Origin of the sequence: Pseudomonas fluorescens, from assembly GCF_902498195.1 — a bacterium.
In the GTDB taxonomy this organism is placed as follows: Bacteria; Pseudomonadota; Gammaproteobacteria; order Pseudomonadales; family Pseudomonadaceae; genus Aquipseudomonas; species Aquipseudomonas fluorescens_BU.
This window is the reverse complement of record NZ_CABVIY010000005.1, coordinates 280,231-301,239: the sequence shown is the minus strand read 5'-3', so window position 1 is coordinate 301,239 and position 21,009 is coordinate 280,231. Positions and strand designations below refer to the sequence as shown.

Sequence of the window (21,009 nt, the reverse complement as noted above, 5' to 3'; positions counted from 1 at the left end):
CATGCGGCGTGCCTGCCAGGGTTTCACCTTGCTCGAATTGATGATCGTGATCGTGCTGATCGGCGTGCTGGTGGGCATGGTGAGTTTTGCCACCGGCATCAACCCGGCCCGCCAGGCCCGGCAAGAAGCGGACAGGCTGGCGGGGGTGATCCGGCAGTTGCGTGAACGGGCGGTACTGGACAGCCAGGAGTACGGCGTGCGGCTCAGTGCCGACGGTTACCGGGCGCTGCGGCTCGATGTGCGGGGCTGGGAGCCGGTGTCGGCGTTCTATCGATGGCCCGAAAACCTGCGTCTGCGCCTGAGCCACGATGGCTATTCCGAGACCCTCGGCGCCGATGTGGGGCCACCTCAACTGCTGATGCTCAGCAGCGATGAAACCAGCGCGTTCAGCCTGGCGTTCGAGACCAAGGGCAGGCGCTGGTTGAGCCTGTCCAGCGATGGCTTCGACGAGGTACAGATCAATGATTAGGTCATCGACCCGGCGCTGCATGGGAGGCTTCACGCTGCTGGAAATCATGGTGGCGCTGGCCATCTTCGCCACCCTGACGATGGCCGTGCTGTCGGCGAGTCAATACGCAGTGAAGCAGGCGCGTGCCGTCGAGGAGCGGCTGATTGCCGCCTGGGTGGCGGACAACTGTCTGAACGAACTGGGCCTGCAATCTGATTGGGTAGTCGGTCAGTCGCAACGGGTGGTGCACATGGATCGCCGCGACTGGTGGGTGCGCCAGCGCATTTTTACGCAAAGCGACTCGCCGCTGCTCGTGGTCGATGTCGAGGTGGGTCTTGCCGGGAGCGATGAGACCCTGCACCGCGCCACGGGCTGGCTCCCCCTTCGCGATGAATAGGCAGACCGGGTTCACCCTGCTGGAGTTGGTGATCGCCATGGCGATCTTCGCGTTGCTGGGGCTGGCCAGCTGGACGCTGCTCGACGGCGTGGTGCGCGTGCAACAAGGCACCGTCAGCCATGAACGTGAACTGCGAAAGCTGCAACGCGCCGTCACCGTGATCGAGCGCGACCTGTTGCACATCACCGAGCACCCCATCGTGCTGGAGCGCACGCGTCTGCACTTGCAGCGCAGCAACTGGCGCAACCCGCTGGATCAGCCACGCAGCGAACGCCAAGCCTTGACCTATGGGCTCGACAACGGTGTGTTGTGGCGCGAGAGCCGGGGCGACGGCACGTTGGTCGTGCAACGGCAATCACTGCTCGACGATGTTCGCCACCTGAGCTGGCGCCTGTTCGACGAGCAGACGGGATGGCGTAGCGAGCAGGGTGGCAAGGCGCCGCTGGCGCTGGAATTGCAAGTATCGGCGGGGCGGTTCGAGGCGATTCGCCGGGTGGTGTTATTGCCGGGTGCTTTGCCATGAAGGCACGTCAACGGGGTGTCGCGTTGCTCAGCGTGTTGCTGGTCATGAGCCTGGCACTCCTGATCATCGGCGGTGTGCTGCGCAGCCATCACTTGTTGCTGCAAAGCAGCGGGCAACAGCTGCAACAGATGCACCTGCGCCAACTGGCGGCGGGTGGGGAAAAACGGGCGCTCGTGCTGTTGCAGGCGCAGCCATCCAACAGCGATCCGATCCCTGATCAGGCACCCGGATTCGACATTGAAGGCGCGCAGATCCGCGTCGACATCGAAGACCTCGCCGGGCGCTTCAATCTCAATGCCCTGCTGATCCAGGGCCAGATCGATCCGTTCACGCGCAATCGCTGGGCGCGCTTGCTGGAGGTGCTCGAACTCCCGCCATTGCACCTTGAACAGGTCGGCGTCTTGCGAGAACTGAGTCAGCTGCGGCTGCTGCCGGGTGTCGACGGCCAGTTGCTGCACCGGCTGGAGCCCTGGGTCGCGTTGCTGCCCACGGACGCGGCGCTGAACATCAACACCGCGCCGGCGCTGGTGCTGCGCACGCTCGACGGGGTGGAACCGGCGACAGCCGATGCCCTCGTGCGCCAACGCTCGACAACCCCATGGCCAAGCGTCCAGGCATTTATCCAGGATCCCTTGTTGTCGGGTTCGGGCTTGAGCCGTCATGGCCTGGGCATCGACAGCCGCTGGTTTCGTATCACGGTCCAGGTCACTCAGGGGCTCAGTCGCCTGCGCCTGAGCACCGATGTCGAACGCGATCCCAAGACGCGCCAATTGAAAATCCTGCAACGACGCGTGCTGCCGTCGAAAACCCATGAGATGACCCCATGAAAACCTGGCTCTACCTGACAGCCGATAACGTGGCCACGCCGTCGATCGATTGGCCCTGCTGTGTGTGGTCGTCGACCGGTCAGCGGCGGCTCATGCCCCTGCGCCAGGTGGCGCAGATGTCGCAGGGGCAGGTGTTCGACCTGCTGTTGCCCATGGAATGGTGCAGCTGGGTGCGCAGTGAGCCGTGGCCGTCCAGGCGTCGGCCCGATGCGCAAGCCATGGCGTTTGCCGTTGAGGAGCAATTGAGCGAAGCGCTGGAAAAGTTGCACCTGAGCGTCGGCGCCCGTGATCCTCAAGGGCGCTATCCGGTGATGGTCATCGACCGGGAACGCTTTGCTGCCGTCCTCGCATTGCTGGCTGAAGCGGGGATTGAGGTGCGTTCAGTGTTCGTCGATGCCGATGTGTTGCCGCAGGACCAGGCGAGCGGCGTCTGGTGGTTCGGTCGCTGGATGCTCGGTGGCGGGCTTGCGGCTCGCCTGACGCTGGCGGATGACGGGTTGGCGCTGCTCAAGCCGGGCTTGCCAGTGGAGATTGAATGGCATGACGAGCGTCAGGGCGGTGCCGATATTGATCCATGGCTGAACGTGGAGAACGGGCAAGCTATCAATCTGCTGCACGGTGATTTCGCGCCGCCAGGCAAACGCCTGCCCTGGCGTCTCGGCGGTGTAGCAATGTTGATGCTGTTACTCATGAACTGGGGTGCCGGTGAAGCGCGAGCGCGCTTCCTCGAAAGCCAAAGTCGCCAGCTCTACCGTCAAAGCGAGCAGCAGTTCAAGGCGCTTTACCCGCAACAGACCCGCATCGTCGATCTCGCAGCGCAACTCAAAATCCTGCAAAGCCAGAGCTTGGAGCCTCAAGGCACCCGCATCGCCGGGCTGGTCAAGCTGGTCGAGCACGTCATCGGTGCCAGCAGCGTCGAGGTGCAGCGTATCGAGTTTCGCGAGGGCGATGGCTGGAAAATCCATCTGACCGCCACCAGCTTTGCCGAGCTGGAATTACTGCGTGAACGTGGGCGCCAGCAAAGCGTGCCCCTGCGATTGGAAAACGCGAGCAAGGACGGTAATCGGGTGCAGGCGACCCTGACCCTGGAGCAAGACGTATGAAGTCCACAGGGGTTGCGGCGTTGATGAGGCAGCGCTGGCAGCGTATGTCCACCCGCGAGCAGCGACTGTTGTCGAGCCTGGGTGTGTGTGTGCTGGGCATCGCGGCGTTCAGCGTGATCTGGCAACCCACACAGCAACGGCTTGCGACAGCCGAACGTCAGTATCAACAGCAACTGGCATTGGCGACGCAGTTGCAACAGGCGCGACCCCATCCCGGTGCGGCTGAGTCCACTGATCAGCCGCTATCACTGCGCATCAGCGAAAGCGCCGCCTCGGCGGGGTTGGAATTGCATCAGATGGACAGCGACGACGAGCTGCTGCGCCTGACCCTCAGCGGCGACGCCAAGGCATTGTTGTCCTGGCTCGACCGCATGGAGCGCGACGGCGTCACGCTGCAATCGCTGACGCTGGAAAAGCGTGACGCCATGCTGCAAGCGCGGATGGTGCTCAGATAACCTGTGTAGGAGCTGCCGAAGGCTGCGATCTTTTGATCTTGCCATTTAAAGACAAAAGCAAAAGATCGCAGCCTTCGGCAGCTCCTACAGGAGGGCGGATTTACGGCAATTGCGGCAACTTGGCCAGTTTCAACCCCACCAGCAACGCCACCAGCAGCAACCCGCCAATGAACAAGCCGATGCCGTTCCAGCCACCCAGATGCCAGAAAAATCCACCTGCGGTACCGGCGATGCTGCCACCGGCGTAATAGCAAAACAGATACAGCGACGACGCCTGGCCTTTGGCCGTGGTAGCGCGGCGGCCGATCCAGCTGCTGGCCACCGAATGGGCACCGAAGAAGCCAAACGTGAACACCAGCATGCCGATGATCACCAGCGGCAGCGGCGTGAACAGGGTCAGGACAAGGCCGGCGATCATCAGCGCGATGGTGCTCCAGAGCACTTTGCGGCGCCCGAGTCGGTCGGCCAGGGCGCCAATTTTCGCCGAGCTGTAGATGCCCGACAGGTACACCACGGACAGCAAGCCGACGAAAACCTGATCCATGTGGTACGGCTCGGCTAGCAGGCGGTAGCCGATGTAGTTGAACAGCGTGACGAACGCGCCCATCAGCACAAAGGCTTCGAGGAACAGCAAGGGCAGGCCGGCGTCGCGAAAATGCATGGTGAAGCCGTCGAGCAGACTGCGCGGATGCAGCGAACGGGCGCGGAAGTTGCGCGATTCGGGGAGGATTTTCCAGAACACCGCCGCCGCGATCAACGCCAGGCCACCGATCACCAGCATCGCCGTGTGCCAGCTGACGAAGTCGATCAACACGCCGGTAATCAAACGCCCGCTCATCCCGCCGATGGCGTTGCCGCCGATGTACAGGCCCATCGCCAGGCCGATGTGCTGCGGGTGGATTTCTTCACTCAGATAGGTCATGGCAACTGCCGCCAGGCCGCTCAACGACAAACCGATCAACGCGCGCATGATCAACACGCCATGCCAGCTCGGCATCATCGCGCTGGCCATGGTGCACAACGCGGCGGCGAACAGCGCCGCGACCATCACCCGCTTGCGTCCGACGCGATCAGAAATGGGGCCGGTGACCAGCAGGCCGATGGCGAGCATGCCGGTGGCCACCGAGAGGATCAGGCTGCTTTGCGCCGCGTTAATGGAATATTCGTGGGACAGCAGCGGCATCATCGGCTGCACGCAGTAGAGCAGGGCAAAGGTCGCGAAGCCGCCGCAGAACAGCGCCAGCACCGTGCGCATGAACGCCGGCGTGCCTTTTTCGATGTAGATCTCTTTGAACTCGACGACGGATTCGTCCAGGGCGGTGGGAGGTATTTCATGGGTGAGTGGAGCGACAGCAGTTTTCACGATGGACCTCGGAGCAGCGCAGCCGGTCAGGCAATGAAAAAAGCATATAGCTGGCTAATGATTCAATCCAATATATTGTTCGACCTGTTTGATAGCTTTAACGACCTAATGGGGTTTTCATGGAATTGCGTCATCTGCGCTACTTCATCGCCGTCGCCGAAGAACTGCATTTTGGCCGCGCCGCACAGGTGCTGGGCATCTCGCAGCCGCCGTTGAGCCAGCAGATCCAGGCGCTGGAACAGGAGGTCGGCGCGCGACTGTTCGAACGTACCAATCGTCGGGTCGAGCTGAGCGAGGCCGGTCGGCTGTTCCTGGAAGAGGCGCGACGGGTGCTGGCGCAGGTCGACAAAGCGGCGGATGTGGCGCGCCGGGCGCAGCTGGGCGAGTTGGGCGAACTGAAAATCGGCTTCACCTCGTCGGCGCCGTTCAACTCGACGATCCCCCAGGCGATTTTTTCGTTTCGCCAGCGTTTTCCAGCGGTGCACCTGAACCTGCGGGAAATGAGCAGTACGCAGGTGGCCGATGCGCTGGTGGACGAATCGATCGAGGTGGGGATCATGCGGCCGCTGGGATTGCCCGATTCGCTGAGTGTGGTCGAGCTGATGCGTGAACCTTTGGTGGCGGTGCTCAGCTCCAAGCATCCGTTGGTCAAGGACAGTGAAGAGGGCTTGTTCCTGTCCGCCCTGGCCCTCGAACCCTTCGTGTTTTTCCCGCGCAGCTACGGCAGCGGCCTGTATGCACAACTGCTCAGCCTGGCCCGGGACGCCGGCTTCAGCCCGCACTTTGCCCAGGAGGCCGGTGAGGCGATGACCATCATTGGGCTGGTGGCGGCGGGGTTGGGCGTGTCGGTGTTGCCGGCGTCGTATCAGCGGATGCGTATTGATGGTGTGGTTTACCGGCCATTGCTGGATCCGGCGGCGGTGTCGGCGGTGTGGCTGGTGCAGCGCAAGGATCAGAAATCGCCCATGGCGCGGGCGTTTGTCGAACTGCTCACGCGCAAGGTTGAACCCCTGAAATCTTGACGGCTGCGCCGCCATTCGCGGTGATCCGACAAGCCTCGCTCCCACAGGTAATGCGCTGACCTGTGGGAGCGGGCTTGCCCGCGAAGACGTCCGCAAACGCACCAAAAAAGCATCTGCCAATCTGCGATCTACCAGACATTTCTATCCAGCCTGTAAGACATTTCTGAAAGCCCTCGATCAGGCTACAGCGCCTTGTGGCGTTACCTACAAGTACTCCAGAATCCGCCGGCTTGTGCGCTTTGAGGGTCGTCGCTAACTTGATTCGCGTCACTGAATGTCAGTGATCGGGTTTAGTAGCCCGCTTTCCATATCTAGCGCATTGGCGCTCCTGATAGGCAGGTATCTCTATACCTGCCCTTGACGGTAGCTGTGCGCAGGGCGCCTTCGGGCGCGCCGGATTGATGTGGACCGGTCTACTAACCTGCGTACAGCTGCCACCCTTCTTTCTCAGGACGCTGACTCATGACCCATACGCCAAACCCACCGGACACCGATCCGGACGCACCCCGCCAACCCAGCCCGATCTTCCTCATTGCCCCCGGTATCGACAACCACACGCTGCTGGAATACGCCTGCGTATCGCTGGCGTCGGCGAATGTCATGGCAAGTGATTTCGCCAGGGACCTGAAAGGATCGCAGGGGCGCACGTTGTTGGGGATTCAGCAGTCGATCATGTTGGGGGAGTTGGCGGTGAATCGAGTGCTGGATAACCTTGATCCACCCTGATCGTCCGGGGAGGCAAGAGCCCTTGTGGGAGCGAGCCTGCTCGCGAAAAACGTTCAAGCAACGTGGCCATTCAGGCACTGCGCGTTATCGTTGACGTCCTTCGCGAGCAGGCTCGCTCCCACAGGGAAATGTTCTTGCTTACGCCCAGCGCTTGAAAATCAGCGACGTATTCACCCCGCCAAACGCGAAGTTATTGTTCATCACAAACCGATTGCTCATCTGCCGGAACTCCCCGCGCAGGTAGTCGAGCTTGCCGCAGTTCGGGTCGACATGGTCGAGGTTGAGGGTGTGTACGTACAGGTCGCGGTTGAGCATTTCGATGCTGAACCACGACTCCAGCGCCCCGCAGGCACCGAGGGTGTGGCCGAGGAAGCTTTTCTGCGAACTGATCGGCATGTGTTCGCCGAACAGGCTGCTGGTGGCCTGGGTTTCGGCGATGTCGCCCTGTTCGGTGGCGGTGCCGTGGCCGTTCACGTAGCCGATGTCCGACGGTTTCAGCCCGGCGTCTTCCAGCGCCAGCTCCATCGCCCGGCGCATGGTGACTTGCTCCGGACGGGTGGTGTGCTGGCCGTCGGCGTTGCTGCCAAAACCCACGATCTCGGCATGGATGTGCGCGCCGCGTGCCAGGGCGTGTTCCAGTTCTTCGAGCACCAGCATGCCGCCCCCTTCACCGATCACCAGGCCGTCGCGAGCGCTGTCGTAGGGCCGTGGCGACAAATGCGGGGTGTCGTTCTTCAGGCTGGTGGCGTAGAGCGCATCGAAGACCATGGCCTCGGTCGGGCACAGCTCTTCGGCGCCACCGGCGAGCATCAGCGGCAGGCGGCCGAACTTGATCGCCTCGTACGCATAACCAATGCCCTGACTGCCGCTGGTGCAGGCACTGGAAGTGGGAATCAGGCGGCCGGTGAGGCCGAAGAAGATGCTGATATTGGCCGCCGTGGTGTGCGGCATCATGCGCACATAGGAGTTGGCGTTGAGGCCCTCGGCCACCGAGTTGAGCAGCATGTTGCCGAACGCCTTGATCTCGTCGGTGCTGCCGGTGGAGGAACCGCAGGCGACGCCCATGCGCCCGTCCTTGATCGATTCGTCGCCCAGCAGCCCGGCATCCGCCAGCGCCTGTTCCGCCGCGCCCACCGCGAGCCGCGACACCCGGCCCATGCTGCGCAATTGCTTGCGGGTCCAGTGCCCCGGTACCTTGAAGTCATCGACAGGGCCGGCCAGGCGCGTGTTGAGTTCGGTGAAGCGGTCCCACTCGTCCATCCGGCGGATGCCGCTGCGGTTGGCCGCGAAGTGCCCGGCGATGGTCTCCCAGTCGCTGCCCAGTGAGGTGATGCCGGCCATGCCGGTGACGACGACGCGCTTCATCAGCACAGGCCTCCATTGACGGCCAGAACCTGCCGGGTGATGTACGACGCTTCCGCCGACATCAGGAAATTCACCGCGCCGGCCACCTCTTCAGGGGTGCCCATGCGCTGTGCGGGGATCATTTTCATCAGGTCTTCCACCGGCACGTTTTCATCGAGCATCGCGGTGTCGATCAGGCCGGGCGCGACACAGTTGACAGTGATCTTGCGCTTGCCCAGTTCGATCGCCAATGCCTTCGCCGCGCCGATCAGCCCGGCCTTGGAGGCGCTGTAGTTGACCTGGCCACGGTTGCCGATCAGCCCGGACACCGAGGTGATGCAGACGATTCGCCCGGCGGCGCGACGACGGATCATCGGCATCATCACCGGGTGCAAGACGTTGTAGAAACCGTCGAGGTTGGTACGCATCACCACATCCCAATCATCCTCGCTCAGCGCCGGAAAAGCACCGTCACGGGTCAGGCCGGCGTTGAGCACCACGCCGTAATAGGCGCCGTGGGCCTCTACGTCGGCCTCCAGAATGGTTTTGCACGTGGCGCGGTCGGACACGTCGAACTGCAGGATGCGCGCCTGGCGTCCCAAGGCTTCGATTTCACCCTGAACGGCTTGAGCGTCCGCCAGCCCGCTGCGGCAATGCAGCACGATGTCATGCCCGGCCTGGGCCAGGCGCAGGGCGATGGCGCGGCCGATGCCACGGCTGGAGCCGGTGACCAGTACGGATTCAGTCATGATGGGGTGCCTTGGGGTTCATGAAGGTAGTGAGCCGCCTGAGGCGGGCGGTAAACGTTCAGACGAGCGGTGGCGTGAATGCCCGGCGCGTGGATGTGGCATTCGAACACGCCCATGCCGTTATCGTCCTCCAGGGAGCGAAGGCCATGGATGGTCAGCTCGGTGCCGGCCGGAAAACCGTCGACGTTGCATTCGAACTTGCGGCTGCCCAGCAGGAAGCCCAGCGCCACCGCATCGCCGCGCTGGCGCGCATGGCAGCCGGCGAAGGCGGCGACGCTCTGGGCCATCAGCTCGATGCCGACCCAGGCCGGCAGGCTGCCATCGGGGCGATTGAACAGCCCGTCGGGCTTGACCGTGAGACGGGTGTGTATCTGCTCCTCATCGAACGAAAGGACCCGGTCGATGAGGATCATGTCGCCAGCGTGGGGCAGCAGTTCGGCGAGCGGCCAGTCAATCATGGGGCGTCTCCGATAATCAGGCTGACGTTATTGCCACCGAAGGCAAAGGAGTTGCTCATCAGGTAGCGGGTACCCGTGGACGCCAGGCGATCGGCCGGGGTCACCCAATTCAGGGCGGGCAGGTCGGGGTCCGCCTGGCCGTCCCAGACGTGGGGGGCAAGGGCGTGCTCGCGGTTGCCTGCGCTCAGGCTCAACCAGCAGAACGCCGCTTCCAGCGCGCCGGCCGCGCCGAGGGTGTGACCGGTCATGGGCTTGGTCGAGGAGCAGGGCACGCCGGCGGGGAACAGCGCGGCCACCGCCTGGCTTTCCATGGCGTCGTTGTGTTGGGTGGCGGTGCCGTGCAGGTTCAGGTAATCGATCTGCCCGGGTTGCAGGTTCGCACGGGCCAGGGCCTTGCGCATCGCTTGCAAAGCACCACGTCCCGTCGGTTCCGGTGCGGAAATGTGGTGCGCATCGGAGCTGGCGCCGCTGCCGAGCAGGGCAATCGGCTGGCCGTCGCCGGCCTGCTTGCTCATCAGGAACAGCACGGCGGCTTCGCCGATGTTGATGCCGTTGCGGTTCACCGAGAACGGATTGCAGCGCTGAGTGGAAACCGCTTCGAGCGCCGAGAAGCCGTTGAGGGTCAGTTTGCACAGGCTGTCGACCCCGCCGCACAGCACCACGTCGCACAGGCCCAGGTCCAGCAGGCGCTGGGCACTCATCAGGGCTCGGGCGCTGGAAGTGCAGGCGGTGGAGATCACATACGCCGGCCCGCTCAGTTGCAGCCAGTCGGCGAGAAAATTCGCCGGCGCGCCCAGTTCCTGCTGCTGGTAATCATATTCGGCCGGGAACTGTTGTTCGCGGATGTAGTGCGCCAGGCCCTGGCTGGCTTCGTCGATGCCCGAAGTGCTGGTGCCCAGCACGATGCCGATGCGGTCGCGGCCGTGAGTCAGGATCGCTCGGTCGATGTCCGGGCGGATTTGCAGGGCGGCGTCCATCAGCAACTGATTGTTGCGGGTGTTCTGCCGCGACAGTTCGGCTGGAATCGCCGCCAGTGCGCCATGCACGGCGCCCACCGGCAACGACCGCTCCGGCACCCAGCCGGCTTCGCTGCGCAGGCCGGAGCAATCGCCGGCAAACAGGTTGCGCGCGACTTCATCCTTGCCGCGACCCAGGGCGCAGATCACCCCGAGGGCGTTCAGATAGGCGGTCATGGGGCCTCCCCGCTCAGCGGAGTGACTTGATATTTCGGGCCTTTGGGCAGGTTCAATTCGAAGCTCATCGGTTGTGAATAGCGGACGTCCCAGCGCTCCGGCAAGGCGCGCTGCGCGCCATGTTGCCAGGCGAGCGGATAATTGCCGGAAAGCTCATCCTTGGGCGTCAGGGCAAACAGCAGCGCGGCAAACAGTTCCCGGGCTTCCGGATTGGGCGGGAGCAACCCGTCAGCCTGCCATTGACCGGCCAGCAGTTTCTGGCGTGCCTGGGGAATGCCCAGCAGGTCCATCATCGACCAGCGAATGGCCGGGCCTTCGCGCTGGATCACCAACACCCAGTCCTGGCGTTGATCGGCTTGCAATCGCTGGATGTGCAATTGCAGGGGCAACGACAAGCTCGGCGTTTGCTCGGGCAATGGGGCTTTGCTGGCGCAGGCACCCAGCAGCAAAGCAAAACCCAAAAACAGGAATCGCCACATACTCACAATCCCTGTGGGAGCGGGCTTGCTCGCGAATGAGGGCTGACCTTCAACATTGATGTCGACTGACACTGCGCTTTCGCGAGCAAGCCCGCTCCCACAGGTTGTGTGCTTTGAGCGATTGAAAGCGAGCATCACACAGCACCTTCCAGCGGTTTACGCGCAACCACATTCACCAGGGTTTCTTCCCGCTGGCCAAAGGGTTTTGGCTTGCTCAGGCCCAAGCGCTCCAACAGACCGAAATCCCTCGCGCGGCTCCACCACAAGTACGGATACGACACGTTCTGCGCGCCGAATTCGAAGCCCTGGCGACGAATCATCTCCAGGTACTGCGCGGCGCTTTTTTGCACCTGCATCGGATGCCGGAACAACCAGCGGATCACCCAGGTATCAATGTAAGCCTCGGTGGATTCGGCGAACAGCAGGTAGCCGCCCGGCTTGAGCACGCGGTAAAACTCGGCCAGCGCCTGTTCCTGCTCCACCAGATGGTGGAAGGTCTGGTGACAGAACACCAGGTCGACGCTGGCATCCGGGACCGCGAGGGTCGCGCAGTCGCTGCCGATCAGCTCCACCGCCATACCCTGATTGACCCCTTCCTCTCGGCTGCGGTTCAGGCTGTGCGGGTCGGCGTCCACACCGATCAGACGCCCGGGCGTGAAGGTCTGGTGCAAGTACCGGAATGATTTGCCCTGGCCGCAACCGGCATCCAGCAGCACCGGTTGGCTCGGCGGGGCTTCGCTGAACAGGCCGCGCAGGTCATTGATCGCCACGCGCAGTACATGGTGTTGCCAGGTGCGGCTGCGCAGGAACCAGAGACCGAAACGGGTCTCTTCGACGTAGGTGTCGCTCAAAAAGCTCATGTCGCATCCCTTGCACAGAGTTCTGAAATCACCTTCAACCGACGCCTGGCTTCGTTGACGAACGGGTTGCGTTCGTCCCAGGCATAACCGGCCAGGATCGAACTGATCATGCGGCGGATCTCCGGCGAACTGCCTTCATGGAAAATCACGTCCTGGAAGGTCCCGGCGTACCAGCCCTCGACGTAGCAACGGAAGGTATCGACGCCGCGCTTGAGCGGTTCGGCGAACTCCCGTTGCCAGTCGACGGCTTCGCCTTGCAGCTGGCGATGCAGGACATCCGCGGCCATGCTCGCCGAACGCATGGCGATGGTGACGCCGGACGAGAACACCGGGTCGAGGAATTCCGCGGCATTGCCCAGCAGCGCAAATCCCGGGCCGTGCAGGGTTTTGACGTTGGCCGAGTAGCCACCGATGGTGCGCGCTGGCGTATCCCACACGGCGTTGTCCAGCACCCCGGCCAGGCTTGGGGTTTCGGCGATGAACCCGCGCAGGCAATCGTCCAGATTGGCGGTGCGGCCCTCGAAGTGCTCCGCCGCCGCGACCACGCCCACCGAGCAGCGGCCGTTGCTGAACGGGATGGTCCAGAACCACACATCACGCTGGGTCGGGTGGGTGGTGATGAGGATCTTGGTACGGTCGAACGTCGGGCTGTCGATCTGGTCTTCGACGTGGGTGAACACGGCCTGGCGCAACGGAAAATTCGACGGCGCTTCGAGGTCGAGCAGGCGTGGCAGGACGCGACCATAGCCGCTGGCGTCGAGCATGAACTCAGCCTCGATGCGGTATTCGCTGCCATCCTCGCGCCTTACGCCAAGCCACGGTTTGGCCGACTCGATGTCGACGCTGACGATGGTTTCGCCGTAGCGGATGTCCACGCCTTGCAGCGCCGCCTGGTCGGCCAGCAGCTTGTCGAAATCGGCGCGCTGCACCTGGAAGGTCGTCGGCTTGCCAGGGGTGAAGGTGTCGCTGAAATCGAAGGTGCTGTACTGCTCGCCCCAGGCGAACGCAGCGCCGGTCTTGAGCTGGAAACCGGCGGCGTTGACGGCGTCGAGCATGCCTGCCTCCTCGACGAAATCCAGGCAGTGGGACAACAGGCTCTCGCCGATGGAAAACCGTGGGAAATGCTGTCGCTCGATCACCAGCACATCGTGCCCCTTGCGCTTGAGCAGCGCGGCGGCGATGGCGCCCGAGGGACCTGCGCCGATCACCACGATCTGGCGATGTTCCGTTTCAACGATGGGCATGGGGGCTCCTTGCCGGGGCGGCAGCTTTCAGGGGAATCCGGTGCATGCCGGCCAGTGCCGGCAGCAGGGTCGCGACGAGGCCCATCAGCATCAGCGCAAAGTACAGCGCCGGGCTGATGAGCTGTTGTTGCAGCAGCAGGTTGAGAAACACGATCTCGCTCAAGCCGCGAATATTGAGCAGCACGCTTTCGCGCCAGCGACTGGCGCCCGGGAACGAGGCGCCGGCCCAACCGAGGCCGAGCCAGTTACCGAGCAGTTTGCTGGCAATCGGCAATAGCAGCAGCGCCGCCAGTTGCAGCCAGCCCAGGCTGTCCATGGCGCTGTGCACGTTGATCTGCACGATGCCGAAGGTGAGGATCAGCGGAATCGCCAGGTAGGTCTGCAAGCGGCTCATCCAGATCGCTGGCAGCGGCAGGACCAGCGGCGCCTTCAGCGCGGCCATGATCAGCACGTAGCCGATACCGAAAATCAGCGCATTGAGCTTGTAGTGCTCGGCCACCACCAGCAGGGCGAAAAAGCCCAGGCTGTACAGCCACCGTTGGCGCAGGCCCAGCAGCCTCAACAGGATGGGCAGGCAGGCGCCTGCCAAAGGCAACAGCAGGCTGCTCAGGTGCAGGGTGCCCTGGGCGATGGCGAACAGGGTCCAGCAGGCGAGGTCGATGAGAATGGCGGTTTGCACCAGTCGCCGGGTGGCGGCGGGTGGGTAATCGATGTGTCGCAGGTACAGGTACAGCACCGGGATCGCGGTAATGGCGAACAACAGGCCCACCGCCAGGGAGCTGAGCCACGGCTGCGGCGGCAGCAACCAGATCGCCGTGGCCAGGCCGCAGGCAAACGGAATGCAGAAGCTCGGCAGGGCGATTTTCAGGCTCTGGCGGTCCAGTTGCAGGTCGATCACGTCACTGAGGATGTAGCCGAGCAACAGCGCGAAGCTGAGGCTGTAGAGGTTTTTCAGCCAGCCCGGCGACACCAGTGCCGCGCCGCCCAATTGCCAGTGCGGTTCGATCCAGAAGTACATCAGCAGTGGCAGGCCGACGGTCGCGAGCAGCAACTGGCTGACAATCGGGATCAGCCCGACGTGGCGACCGACCCGGGTCGCCACGGCAAACAGCGCCAAGGCCATCGCCCAAAACAGCGCGATCATCATGCTGACGGCTCCGCGACCGTGGCCGCATGCACCTGGCGACCGGCCCAGGGGGCGAGCATGAAGCTGAAGATCAGGCCCAGGCTGACCGACAGGCCGAAATTGCTCACCGCCGGCGTGCTCGACACCGCCAGCAGGCCAAACGACAGCCAGGTGGTCAGGGCCGCCAGCAAGGTGCCCAGCAGGCTCACGGCGGCACCGCCGACCTGTTCGCGCATGAGGATCGCGTAGTCGACGCTGATCGCCGTCACCAGCAGCAGGCCGAACAGGCTGAACAGGGTCAACGGCTGCCCCAGCCAGCCGAGACTCGCCAGGCTGCACAGGGCCGCCAGCAGCGGCAGGGAAACAATGCGCAACGCGCCACCGAAGCCGAACGGCAGGATCAGCACCAGCACGATCAATACGCAGGAGGCGAGCTTCAGTTCGGCGGCACTGACTTGTGTGTCCGCGAACACCTTGTTCAATTCGCCCAGCCGATCCACCAGTTGCACACCTGGCAAGTCTTCGGCCTGGACGCGCAGCAGGGACGGGTTGTTCAGGCCTTGCAGGCTGACCATGGCAGCCACGCCGTCGGCGGTCGGGCCCAGCCACAGCAGGCGATAGGGCTCGGCCAGCGGCCCGGCCAGCGCGGCGTCGATGTCTTCGATGGGCAGCGCCTGCAATTTGATCAATTCGGCTTGCAGCGCTTCGACCGGCACGCCGACCTCAAGCAATGGCTGCCAGAACGGCGGCAGTTTGCTCAATGCCTCGCGTACCTGGCGCTGCTCGCTGGGCTGGCTGACCAGCTGATTGAGCGACAGGTAGCCCTGGAGTTTTTCCAGGTTGACCAACTGATCCAGGCGTTCATTCAGGGCGGCCTGACGTTCGAGCAATTGCTGTTGATCGGCCGCCTGCACCAGGAAGAACTGGCTGGTGGGTTGATAGCCGGTAATCCGTGCGATGGTTTGCGCTTCGTCGGTCAGTTGCGGCGGTGCGCCGACCCATTGGCGGATGTCATTCTTTGTTTCGAGCTGCAACAACCCGCCGACGCAGAAGGCGATCAGCAGCGCCAGCAGCACGGGCGTGCTCAGGTGTTTGAGCAAGCCTTCACGAAGCCCCAGCAGCCAGGTGGAGACCGTCAATGGCCACTGCGCCGGGCGCAATTGCACGCCCTTGAGCAGTGCCGGCAACAGGCACACGGCGGACAAATAGGCACCCAGCAGGCCGGCGGCAGAGAACACGGCGATCTGGGTCAGCGCCGGGAACGGTGTCCAGGCCAGCGCCAGGTAACCGATGGCGCTGGTGATCAGGCTCAGGGTCAGGCCGGGCAGGGTCAGGCGCAGGGCCGGCCAACTGTGCCAGGGTTTCAGGCTCCAGCTCTTGGACAGGTAATGCAGCGGGTAATCGACGGCGACACCGATCAGGCTCGAACCGAGCACCAGGGTCATCACATGCAGATGGCCGAACACCGCCACGCAGGCCACCGCACCGAACAGCATGCCGGCCAGCACCGGGACGAAGGCCAGCAATACCCGCCAGCGGCGGAAAGCCAGCAGCAACAGCAGCAGAATCCCGACCGTGGCACCCCCACCGACCCAGGTCATCTCCCGGGTCGCTTGCTGCTGGCCGGCGGCGGCATACAGCAAGCCGCTGGCCGCCAGCAGTTGCACACCGGCCCCGGATGCTTGCTCACGGCTGTGCTTGAGCAGCCCGGCCACCTGCATCGGCAGGTTCATGTCGAAGGCATTGCCGGTAGTGCGCGCGCGCAGCAGCACCCAATGCTTGCCATCCGCCTCGGCAACCAAGGCGCCACTGCCGATGTCCAGTTGCACCGCGCCGTGTTGCGGCTGGCTGTTCTGGATGCGTCCGGTCAGGCCCAGCCAGTCGTCCTGGCTGGGCACCAGGCTGAAACCGGTGAACGGGTCGAACAGCGCCTGCACCCGTTGCTGGATAAACGCATCGGGATGCTCGATCAGTTGTTGGCGGTCATCGGCGGACAGCATCGCCAGGCGACCTTGCAGCAATTGGGTGCGCAGCGCCGGCAAGTCGGCTTGCAGGGTCCACTGGACCTTTTCGAACAGGCCGCTGGCTTGCCACTGATCGCCCAGGGTCTGCGCCATGGCGATGGCTTGCTCGCGATCCTGATGGCCGACCAGCACCAGCATTTCGCGGTTCAGCGGTTCTTGCATGCGTTGTTCGGCACGCAGTTCCAGGGCGTCCGGCGTGGTGCCGGGAACCAGTTCCATCAGGTTGGCCGACAGCGGTGCGCCGTCGCGCCATTGCCAGCCGGCGAGTGCCAGCACCGCCAGCAGCAGGATCAGGAACAGCCGCGGCAGCCTCCGTTCACTCGGCAAAGTCATGTTGCTCCGCGGTGCTCAACGGTTGGGCAGGGGTGCTGTCCTGCATGCGCAACAGGGTGCTGTCGCCCTGGGTTTCCAGCAGCTCGATGCTGTGCACCAATTCGCCACCGGTGATGTTGATCTGGTTGAACACTTGCTTGAGCAGCATTGAGCGCGGCACCAGCGTGAGCTTCCAGTTCTGGGCGTCGCCGCTCAGCGATAGCTCGAAATCCCGTTGCAGCCCGCTGCTGTCACCTTGCAGCACGGCGAGGAACAGGCGGTTCTGCTCGGCGCCAGCGGACTTGCCCGGCAGCATCTGCCAGCCGCTGGCGTCGCGTCGGGCAATGCCCTTGGTGGTGATGCGGTAATCCTGTTGCAGCGGTGTTTTCAACAGCCAAAGCAAACCGTGGTTTTTTGCCAGGACAAAGGTGCCCTTGCTGGTCAGCGGCTGCGGCAGGGCGCGCAGGTGTTTTTCCTGGACGAAGTTGCCGTGGATCACATCCGGCCTGGCCAGTTGATCGCTGAGCTGTTGCAGGTCGAATGCCTGAGCCAGACCCGGAATACCCAGCAACACGCAGAACACTGTAGGAGCGAGCCGGCTTGCGAAAAACCTGAGAGCGGCGCGGGGTGACAGGTGACCCGCGTCATCGTTAACGACCATCGCGAGCAGGCTCGCTCCTACAGGGGAACGGGGTTGGCAGAAAATCATGACAGGGCCCTCTCGACGGCGTCGGTGAAGACCTTCGGCGAAGCCAGTTGCATCTCGCGGCTGCGCATGTCGACGGCGACCTGCACGGAGACGGCGCGGGTCAGGCGCTCACCGGTTGCCAGATCGCTGATCAGGTAGTTGATCTTCAGACGGTTCTCCCACTCCACCAGATTGGCGCGCACGTTCAGGCGCTGGCCAAACACCGCACCCCGCACGTAGCGCAGTTGCAGGTCGATCACCGGCCAGGCGTAGCCCGATTCAGACATGGCCGTGTAGTTGTGGCCGATCCTGTCCAGCAGCGCACAGCGGGCGGTTTCCAGGTATTTGACGTAATGGCCGTGCCAGACGACGTTCATGCTGTCGACGTCAAAGAACGGCACGAGGATTTCCGTATCGGTGTGCAGCACTCCCTTGCTACGCATGCAGCCTCCAGTGTTGTTCGGCGATGCGTTGCAGGCACAGGCGCAATTCGCCTTCCAGCGCGCGGTCTTCGATGACGGGCGGGAAATCCCTGGCCAATTCTTCGTGCATGGCGGACAGGGCAGGCGGTAACGGACGCGCGTCTTCGGCCTGGCCGCGCAGCCAGACGCCCTGATTGGCGGCCAGCAATGTGGCGGCGGCGACCTGTTCGGTCAGCTCCAGTACGCGAATCGCATCCCGGGCGGCAATCGTGCCCATGCTCACTTTGTCCTGGTTGTGGCACTCGGTGGAGCGCGAGAACACGCTGGCCGGCATGGTGTTTTTCAATGCTTCGGCGGTCCAGGCGCTGGTGCCGATCTGCACCGCCTTGAAACCGTGATTGAGCATGGCGCGGTCGGCGCTGGCGCCGGACAAATTGCTCGGCAAGCCATGGTTATAGCGTTCGTCCACCAGCAGCGCGAGTTGCCGATCCAGCAGGTCGGCGACGTTGGCCACCAGGTTCTTCAGGCTGTCCATGGCAAAGGCGATATGGCCGCCGTAGAAATGCCCGCCGTGCAGCACGCGCTCGGCCTCGGCATCAATGATCGGGTTGTCGTTGGCGCTGTTGAGTTCGACCTCGATGAACGCACGCAGCCAGTTCAGGCTGTCGGCCAGCACGCCGAGCACATGGGGCGCGCAGCGCAGGGAATAGCGGTCTTGCAGGCGATGCAAAGGGGCGGTCGGTGCGTCGATCGCCAGGTCCTTGCGCAACCACGCGGCGACTTGCATCTGGCCCGGATGGGGCTTGGCGGCGAACAGGCGCTCGTCGAAGTGCTCCGGATTGCCTTGCAGGGCGACCACATTCAGCGCGGTGATGCGGGTCGCCAGTTGCAGCAGGTAATCGGCGCGGGCGTAGGCCAGGCAAGCGAGGCCGGTCATCACCGCGGTGCCGTTCATCAGCGCCAGCGCTTCTTTGGGGCGCAACACCAGCGGCTGCCAGCCGAGTTCGCGGTGTACATCGGCGGCCTGTCGGCGTTCGCCGCGATACATCACTTCGCGCTCACCCGACAGGGTCGCGGCAACATAGGACAGTGGCGTCAGGTCGCCGGAGGCGCCGACCGAGCCTTCTTCCGGAATCAGCGGCAGGATGTCGTGCTCAAGGAAGGCTTGCAGGCGCTCCAGCAGTTCCACGCGTACCCCGGAAACGCCGTGGCACAACGACTGCAACCGCGCCGCCAGCACCGCGCGGGTGGCCTGGGCGTCGAGCAGCTTGCCCAGCCCGCAGCCATGGAAGGTGTACAGATGACGGGGCAAGGCCTCGACGTGATGCAGCGGCACGGCGACCACGCAGGAATCGCCGTAACCGGTGGTCACGCCGTAGATCACGCCTTCCTTGTCCAGCAGCGAATCAAGGAATCGCGCGCCCTTGGCGATGCGCTCGCGGAACGCGGGGTCGCCCTGCAACTGCGACGGCGCCTGGCGGTTGGCCAGGGCCCGCACGTCTTCGATGCGCAAAGGGAGTTCGCCGAAGGTTACCGGCTCAAGCGTTGGCGTCGTCATCGGTCTTCCAGAAAGGGTAAAAGTTGAACCATTGTTGAGGGGCTTCGAGGCAATAGTGACTCAGGCGCTCGGCATAGCGGGAGGCCCACTGATGAATGACCTGCTCGCGGTCGCCGCGTTTCCAGGTGATTGCCTCGGCGAAGGGTTCGAGGGTCAGCCGATAACCGCCGTCGGGCTTCTTCAGGCACAGCAGCAGGTTGACCGGGCATTTCAACAGACCGGCCAGCAGCCACGGCCCTTGCGGGAATTTTGCCGGGTGGCCGAGGAAGTCCACGATGACGCTGCGCCCACCGTGCAGCGGCACGCGATCGCCGGCAATCGCCAGCCATTCGCCACGTTCCAGGCGTTCGTGCAGTTGCAGCATGATCACCGGGTCCAGTTCGCTGACCTGGATCAGGCGCAAATTGGTCGCGCCGGCTTCACCCAGCAAACGGTTGAACTGCTCGGCGTGCTTGGTGTGCACCAGCACGTTCATCGTCACCTTTTCGCCGAGTTCCGCCAGTGCACGGCAGACTTCCAGGTTGCCCAGGTGCGCGCCCACCAGCATCTGCCCGCGTGCGCCGCGCAACTGGTTGCGCAGCAGTGCCGGGTCGATGATCTCGATCTGCTCGATGCTCAGCTTGCCGTTCCACACGTCGAGCTTGTCGAGCATGGCGTCGGCGAAGGCCATGAACTGGCCGAATACGCGTCGATGGGTCGGGCGCCATTCATGGCGACCGCTCCAGTCGGCGAGTCGCTGCTGGTACTGCCAGGCGCTGTGGCGGGCGCTGCGACCGAACAGGAAGAAATACAGCACGATGCCATAGAGCAGCGGGCTCAACAGCCGGCGGCCGAGCACCCTGGCGGCGAGCGCGGTGAATTTCATCAGCCAGAAGCTGCCACGCTCCTCGCGGTCGGCCCAGTGTTGCTTGTCGGTGTTCATGCTCGCCACCGCCGCCAGAGGATCAGGGGCGAGCGCAGCAACATGCCGAAGAACAGCCGGGTGTGCATGCTCGAAATCAGCACGTTGTCGTGGAACATCCGGAAATGCGAAACGCCGTCCAGAGGGTAATGGACGCGGGTTTGCAGCCATTGCATCGGCAAGTTGCGCCAGGCCAGGCGCACCAGAATGTCCGAGTCGAAATCCATGCGCTTGCCGATCTTCGCGGTGTCGATCAACGCCAGCACCGGTGGCAACGGGTAGACGCGGAAACCGCACATGGAATCACGGATCTGCAACGACAGGGTGTTGATCCAGACCATCACGTGAGTGAGATAGCGGGCGTACAAGCGGCCTTTCGGCACGCTGGCGTCGTATTGCGGAAAACCGCAGATCACGGCTTCGGGATGGGCGCGCGAGTGCTCGATAAAGCGTTGGACGTCTTGCAGGTCGTGCTGGCCGTCGGCGTCCACTTGCAAGGCGTGGCTGAAGCCCAGGCGCGACGCTTCGCGCAGGCCGGTCATCACCGCACCGCCCTTGCCCTGATTGGCGGCGAGGCGAATCAGGTGGACCTTGTCGCGCAAGGCCAGGTGATCCAGGACGTGCGCGCAAGGTTTATCGCTGGCGTCGTCCACCAGAATGCACGGCAGCTCACTGGCGAGCAGCGCGTCGACCACGGTGGTGATCGCGGTTTCGTGGTTGTAGACCGGGATGACGGCGCAGGGGTTATGCATTTGGGGGGCCACCTGATGGACCGGGGTGCCTGCTT

Annotated in this window: 23 protein-coding genes; 8 read left to right on the top strand and 15 right to left on the bottom strand. The window is 63.6% G+C overall.

Annotation, left to right across the window (positions count from 1 at the left end; all coding sequences use genetic code 11):
- Position 1 precedes the first annotated feature (1 nt).
- From gspH to gspM, 6 genes are read left to right on the top strand one after another with little or no spacing between them, the layout of a single operon-like run.
- A complete protein-coding gene (gene gspH, locus F8N66_RS20125) occupies positions 2–469 on the top strand; it encodes a type II secretion system minor pseudopilin GspH (RefSeq protein WP_150771860.1) in 468 nt (155 codons plus the stop codon).
- Complete coding sequence (gene gspI / locus F8N66_RS20120) at positions 462–845, top strand: type II secretion system minor pseudopilin GspI (RefSeq protein ID WP_224790505.1); 384 nt, start codon at positions 462–464, stop codon at positions 843–845. The genes gspH and gspI overlap by 8 nt, the downstream gene beginning before the upstream one ends.
- Entirely contained in the window at positions 838–1,368 is a 531-nt protein-coding gene (locus F8N66_RS20115; protein WP_150771858.1) for a type II secretion system protein GspJ, read from the top strand. The genes gspI and F8N66_RS20115 overlap by 8 nt, the downstream gene beginning before the upstream one ends.
- Positions 1,365–2,195 carry a general secretion pathway protein GspK gene (locus tag F8N66_RS20110; protein WP_150771857.1) on the top strand — a complete coding sequence of 277 codons (831 nt, stop codon included), beginning with the start codon at positions 1,365–1,367 and terminating at the stop codon, positions 2,193–2,195. The genes F8N66_RS20115 and F8N66_RS20110 overlap by 4 nt, the downstream gene beginning before the upstream one ends.
- Positions 2,192–3,298, top strand: a complete 1,107-nt coding sequence (gene gspL / locus F8N66_RS20105; RefSeq protein WP_150771856.1) for a type II secretion system protein GspL — start codon at positions 2,192–2,194, stop codon at positions 3,296–3,298. Before F8N66_RS20110 ends, gspL begins: the two co-directional genes overlap by 4 nt.
- Positions 3,299–3,321: 23 nt before the next feature.
- Positions 3,322–3,753: a type II secretion system protein GspM gene (gene gspM, locus F8N66_RS20100; protein WP_150772077.1), complete on the top strand. Its 432-nt coding sequence runs from the start codon at positions 3,322–3,324 to the stop codon at positions 3,751–3,753.
- A 100-nt stretch (positions 3,754–3,853) separates the two neighbouring features.
- Here the strand turns inward: gspM and F8N66_RS20090 are convergent, their stop codons facing one another.
- Positions 3,854–5,083: an MFS transporter gene (locus F8N66_RS20090; RefSeq protein WP_224790510.1), complete on the bottom strand. Its 1,230-nt coding sequence runs from the start codon at positions 5,081–5,083 to the stop codon at positions 3,854–3,856.
- Between the two features lie 152 nt (positions 5,084–5,235).
- Here F8N66_RS20090 and F8N66_RS20085 point away from each other — a divergent pair, with 152 nt between their 5' ends.
- Together F8N66_RS20085 and F8N66_RS20080 are read left to right on the top strand one after the other, a co-directional pair.
- A complete protein-coding gene (locus F8N66_RS20085; RefSeq protein WP_150771854.1) occupies positions 5,236–6,138 on the top strand; it encodes a LysR family transcriptional regulator in 903 nt (300 codons plus the stop codon).
- A 462-nt stretch (positions 6,139–6,600) separates the two neighbouring features.
- A complete protein-coding gene (locus tag F8N66_RS20080) occupies positions 6,601–6,864 on the top strand; it encodes a DUF6124 family protein (protein WP_150771853.1) in 264 nt (87 codons plus the stop codon).
- Positions 6,865–7,002: 138 nt separating this feature from the next.
- On the opposite strand, the gene F8N66_RS20075 is transcribed toward F8N66_RS20080, so the two are convergent.
- The 14 genes from F8N66_RS20075 to F8N66_RS20005 all read right to left on the bottom strand — a co-directional run bounded on the left by F8N66_RS20075 (position 7,003) and on the right by F8N66_RS20005 (position 20,974).
- The gene (locus tag F8N66_RS20075) at positions 7,003–8,229 is read right to left on the bottom strand and encodes a beta-ketoacyl-ACP synthase (RefSeq protein WP_150771852.1); all 1,227 of its coding nucleotides are present in this window, start codon (positions 8,227–8,229) and stop codon (positions 7,003–7,005) included.
- Positions 8,229–8,957: a 3-oxoacyl-ACP reductase FabG gene (gene fabG / locus F8N66_RS20070; RefSeq protein WP_150771851.1), complete on the bottom strand. Its 729-nt coding sequence runs from the start codon at positions 8,955–8,957 to the stop codon at positions 8,229–8,231. The genes F8N66_RS20075 and fabG overlap by 1 nt, the downstream gene beginning before the upstream one ends.
- On the bottom strand, positions 8,954–9,415 hold the full coding sequence (locus tag F8N66_RS20065; protein ID WP_150771850.1) for a hotdog family protein: 462 nt from the start codon (positions 9,413–9,415) through the stop codon (positions 8,954–8,956). The genes fabG and F8N66_RS20065 overlap by 4 nt, the downstream gene beginning before the upstream one ends.
- Positions 9,412–10,608 carry a beta-ketoacyl-[acyl-carrier-protein] synthase family protein gene (locus F8N66_RS20060; RefSeq protein ID WP_150771849.1) on the bottom strand — a complete coding sequence of 399 codons (1,197 nt, stop codon included), beginning with the start codon at positions 10,606–10,608 and terminating at the stop codon, positions 9,412–9,414. The genes F8N66_RS20065 and F8N66_RS20060 overlap by 4 nt, the downstream gene beginning before the upstream one ends.
- Positions 10,605–11,087 carry a hypothetical protein gene (locus F8N66_RS20055; protein ID WP_150771848.1) on the bottom strand — a complete coding sequence of 161 codons (483 nt, stop codon included), beginning with the start codon at positions 11,085–11,087 and terminating at the stop codon, positions 10,605–10,607. Before F8N66_RS20055 ends, F8N66_RS20060 begins: the two co-directional genes overlap by 4 nt.
- Before the next feature lie 134 nt (positions 11,088–11,221).
- A complete protein-coding gene (locus tag F8N66_RS20045) occupies positions 11,222–11,947 on the bottom strand; it encodes a class I SAM-dependent methyltransferase (protein WP_150771847.1) in 726 nt (241 codons plus the stop codon).
- On the bottom strand, positions 11,944–13,191 hold the full coding sequence (locus F8N66_RS20040; RefSeq protein WP_150771846.1) for an NAD(P)/FAD-dependent oxidoreductase: 1,248 nt from the start codon (positions 13,189–13,191) through the stop codon (positions 11,944–11,946). Before F8N66_RS20040 ends, F8N66_RS20045 begins: the two co-directional genes overlap by 4 nt.
- Positions 13,178–14,338 carry a sodium:proton antiporter gene (locus tag F8N66_RS20035; RefSeq protein ID WP_150771845.1) on the bottom strand — a complete coding sequence of 387 codons (1,161 nt, stop codon included), beginning with the start codon at positions 14,336–14,338 and terminating at the stop codon, positions 13,178–13,180. Before F8N66_RS20035 ends, F8N66_RS20040 begins: the two co-directional genes overlap by 14 nt.
- Positions 14,335–16,674: an MMPL family transporter gene (locus F8N66_RS20030; RefSeq protein ID WP_150771844.1), complete on the bottom strand. Its 2,340-nt coding sequence runs from the start codon at positions 16,672–16,674 to the stop codon at positions 14,335–14,337. Before F8N66_RS20030 ends, F8N66_RS20035 begins: the two co-directional genes overlap by 4 nt.
- Positions 16,658–17,362: an outer membrane lipoprotein carrier protein LolA gene (locus F8N66_RS20025; protein WP_150771843.1), complete on the bottom strand. Its 705-nt coding sequence runs from the start codon at positions 17,360–17,362 to the stop codon at positions 16,658–16,660. Before F8N66_RS20025 ends, F8N66_RS20030 begins: the two co-directional genes overlap by 17 nt.
- The gene (locus tag F8N66_RS20020) at positions 17,359–17,784 is read right to left on the bottom strand and encodes an acyl-CoA thioesterase (protein ID WP_150771842.1); all 426 of its coding nucleotides are present in this window, start codon (positions 17,782–17,784) and stop codon (positions 17,359–17,361) included. The genes F8N66_RS20025 and F8N66_RS20020 overlap by 4 nt, the downstream gene beginning before the upstream one ends.
- Positions 17,777–19,321 (bottom strand): HAL/PAL/TAL family ammonia-lyase, encoded by a 1,545-nt coding sequence (locus tag F8N66_RS20015; RefSeq protein WP_150771841.1) that lies wholly within the window; start codon positions 19,319–19,321, stop codon positions 17,777–17,779. The genes F8N66_RS20020 and F8N66_RS20015 overlap by 8 nt, the downstream gene beginning before the upstream one ends.
- On the bottom strand, positions 19,302–20,243 hold the full coding sequence (locus F8N66_RS20010) for a glycosyl transferase (RefSeq protein WP_150771840.1): 942 nt from the start codon (positions 20,241–20,243) through the stop codon (positions 19,302–19,304). Before F8N66_RS20010 ends, F8N66_RS20015 begins: the two co-directional genes overlap by 20 nt.
- Positions 20,240–20,974, bottom strand: a complete 735-nt coding sequence (locus F8N66_RS20005) for a glycosyltransferase family 2 protein (RefSeq protein ID WP_150771839.1) — start codon at positions 20,972–20,974, stop codon at positions 20,240–20,242. The genes F8N66_RS20010 and F8N66_RS20005 overlap by 4 nt, the downstream gene beginning before the upstream one ends.
- Positions 20,975–21,009: the final 35 nt, after the last annotated feature.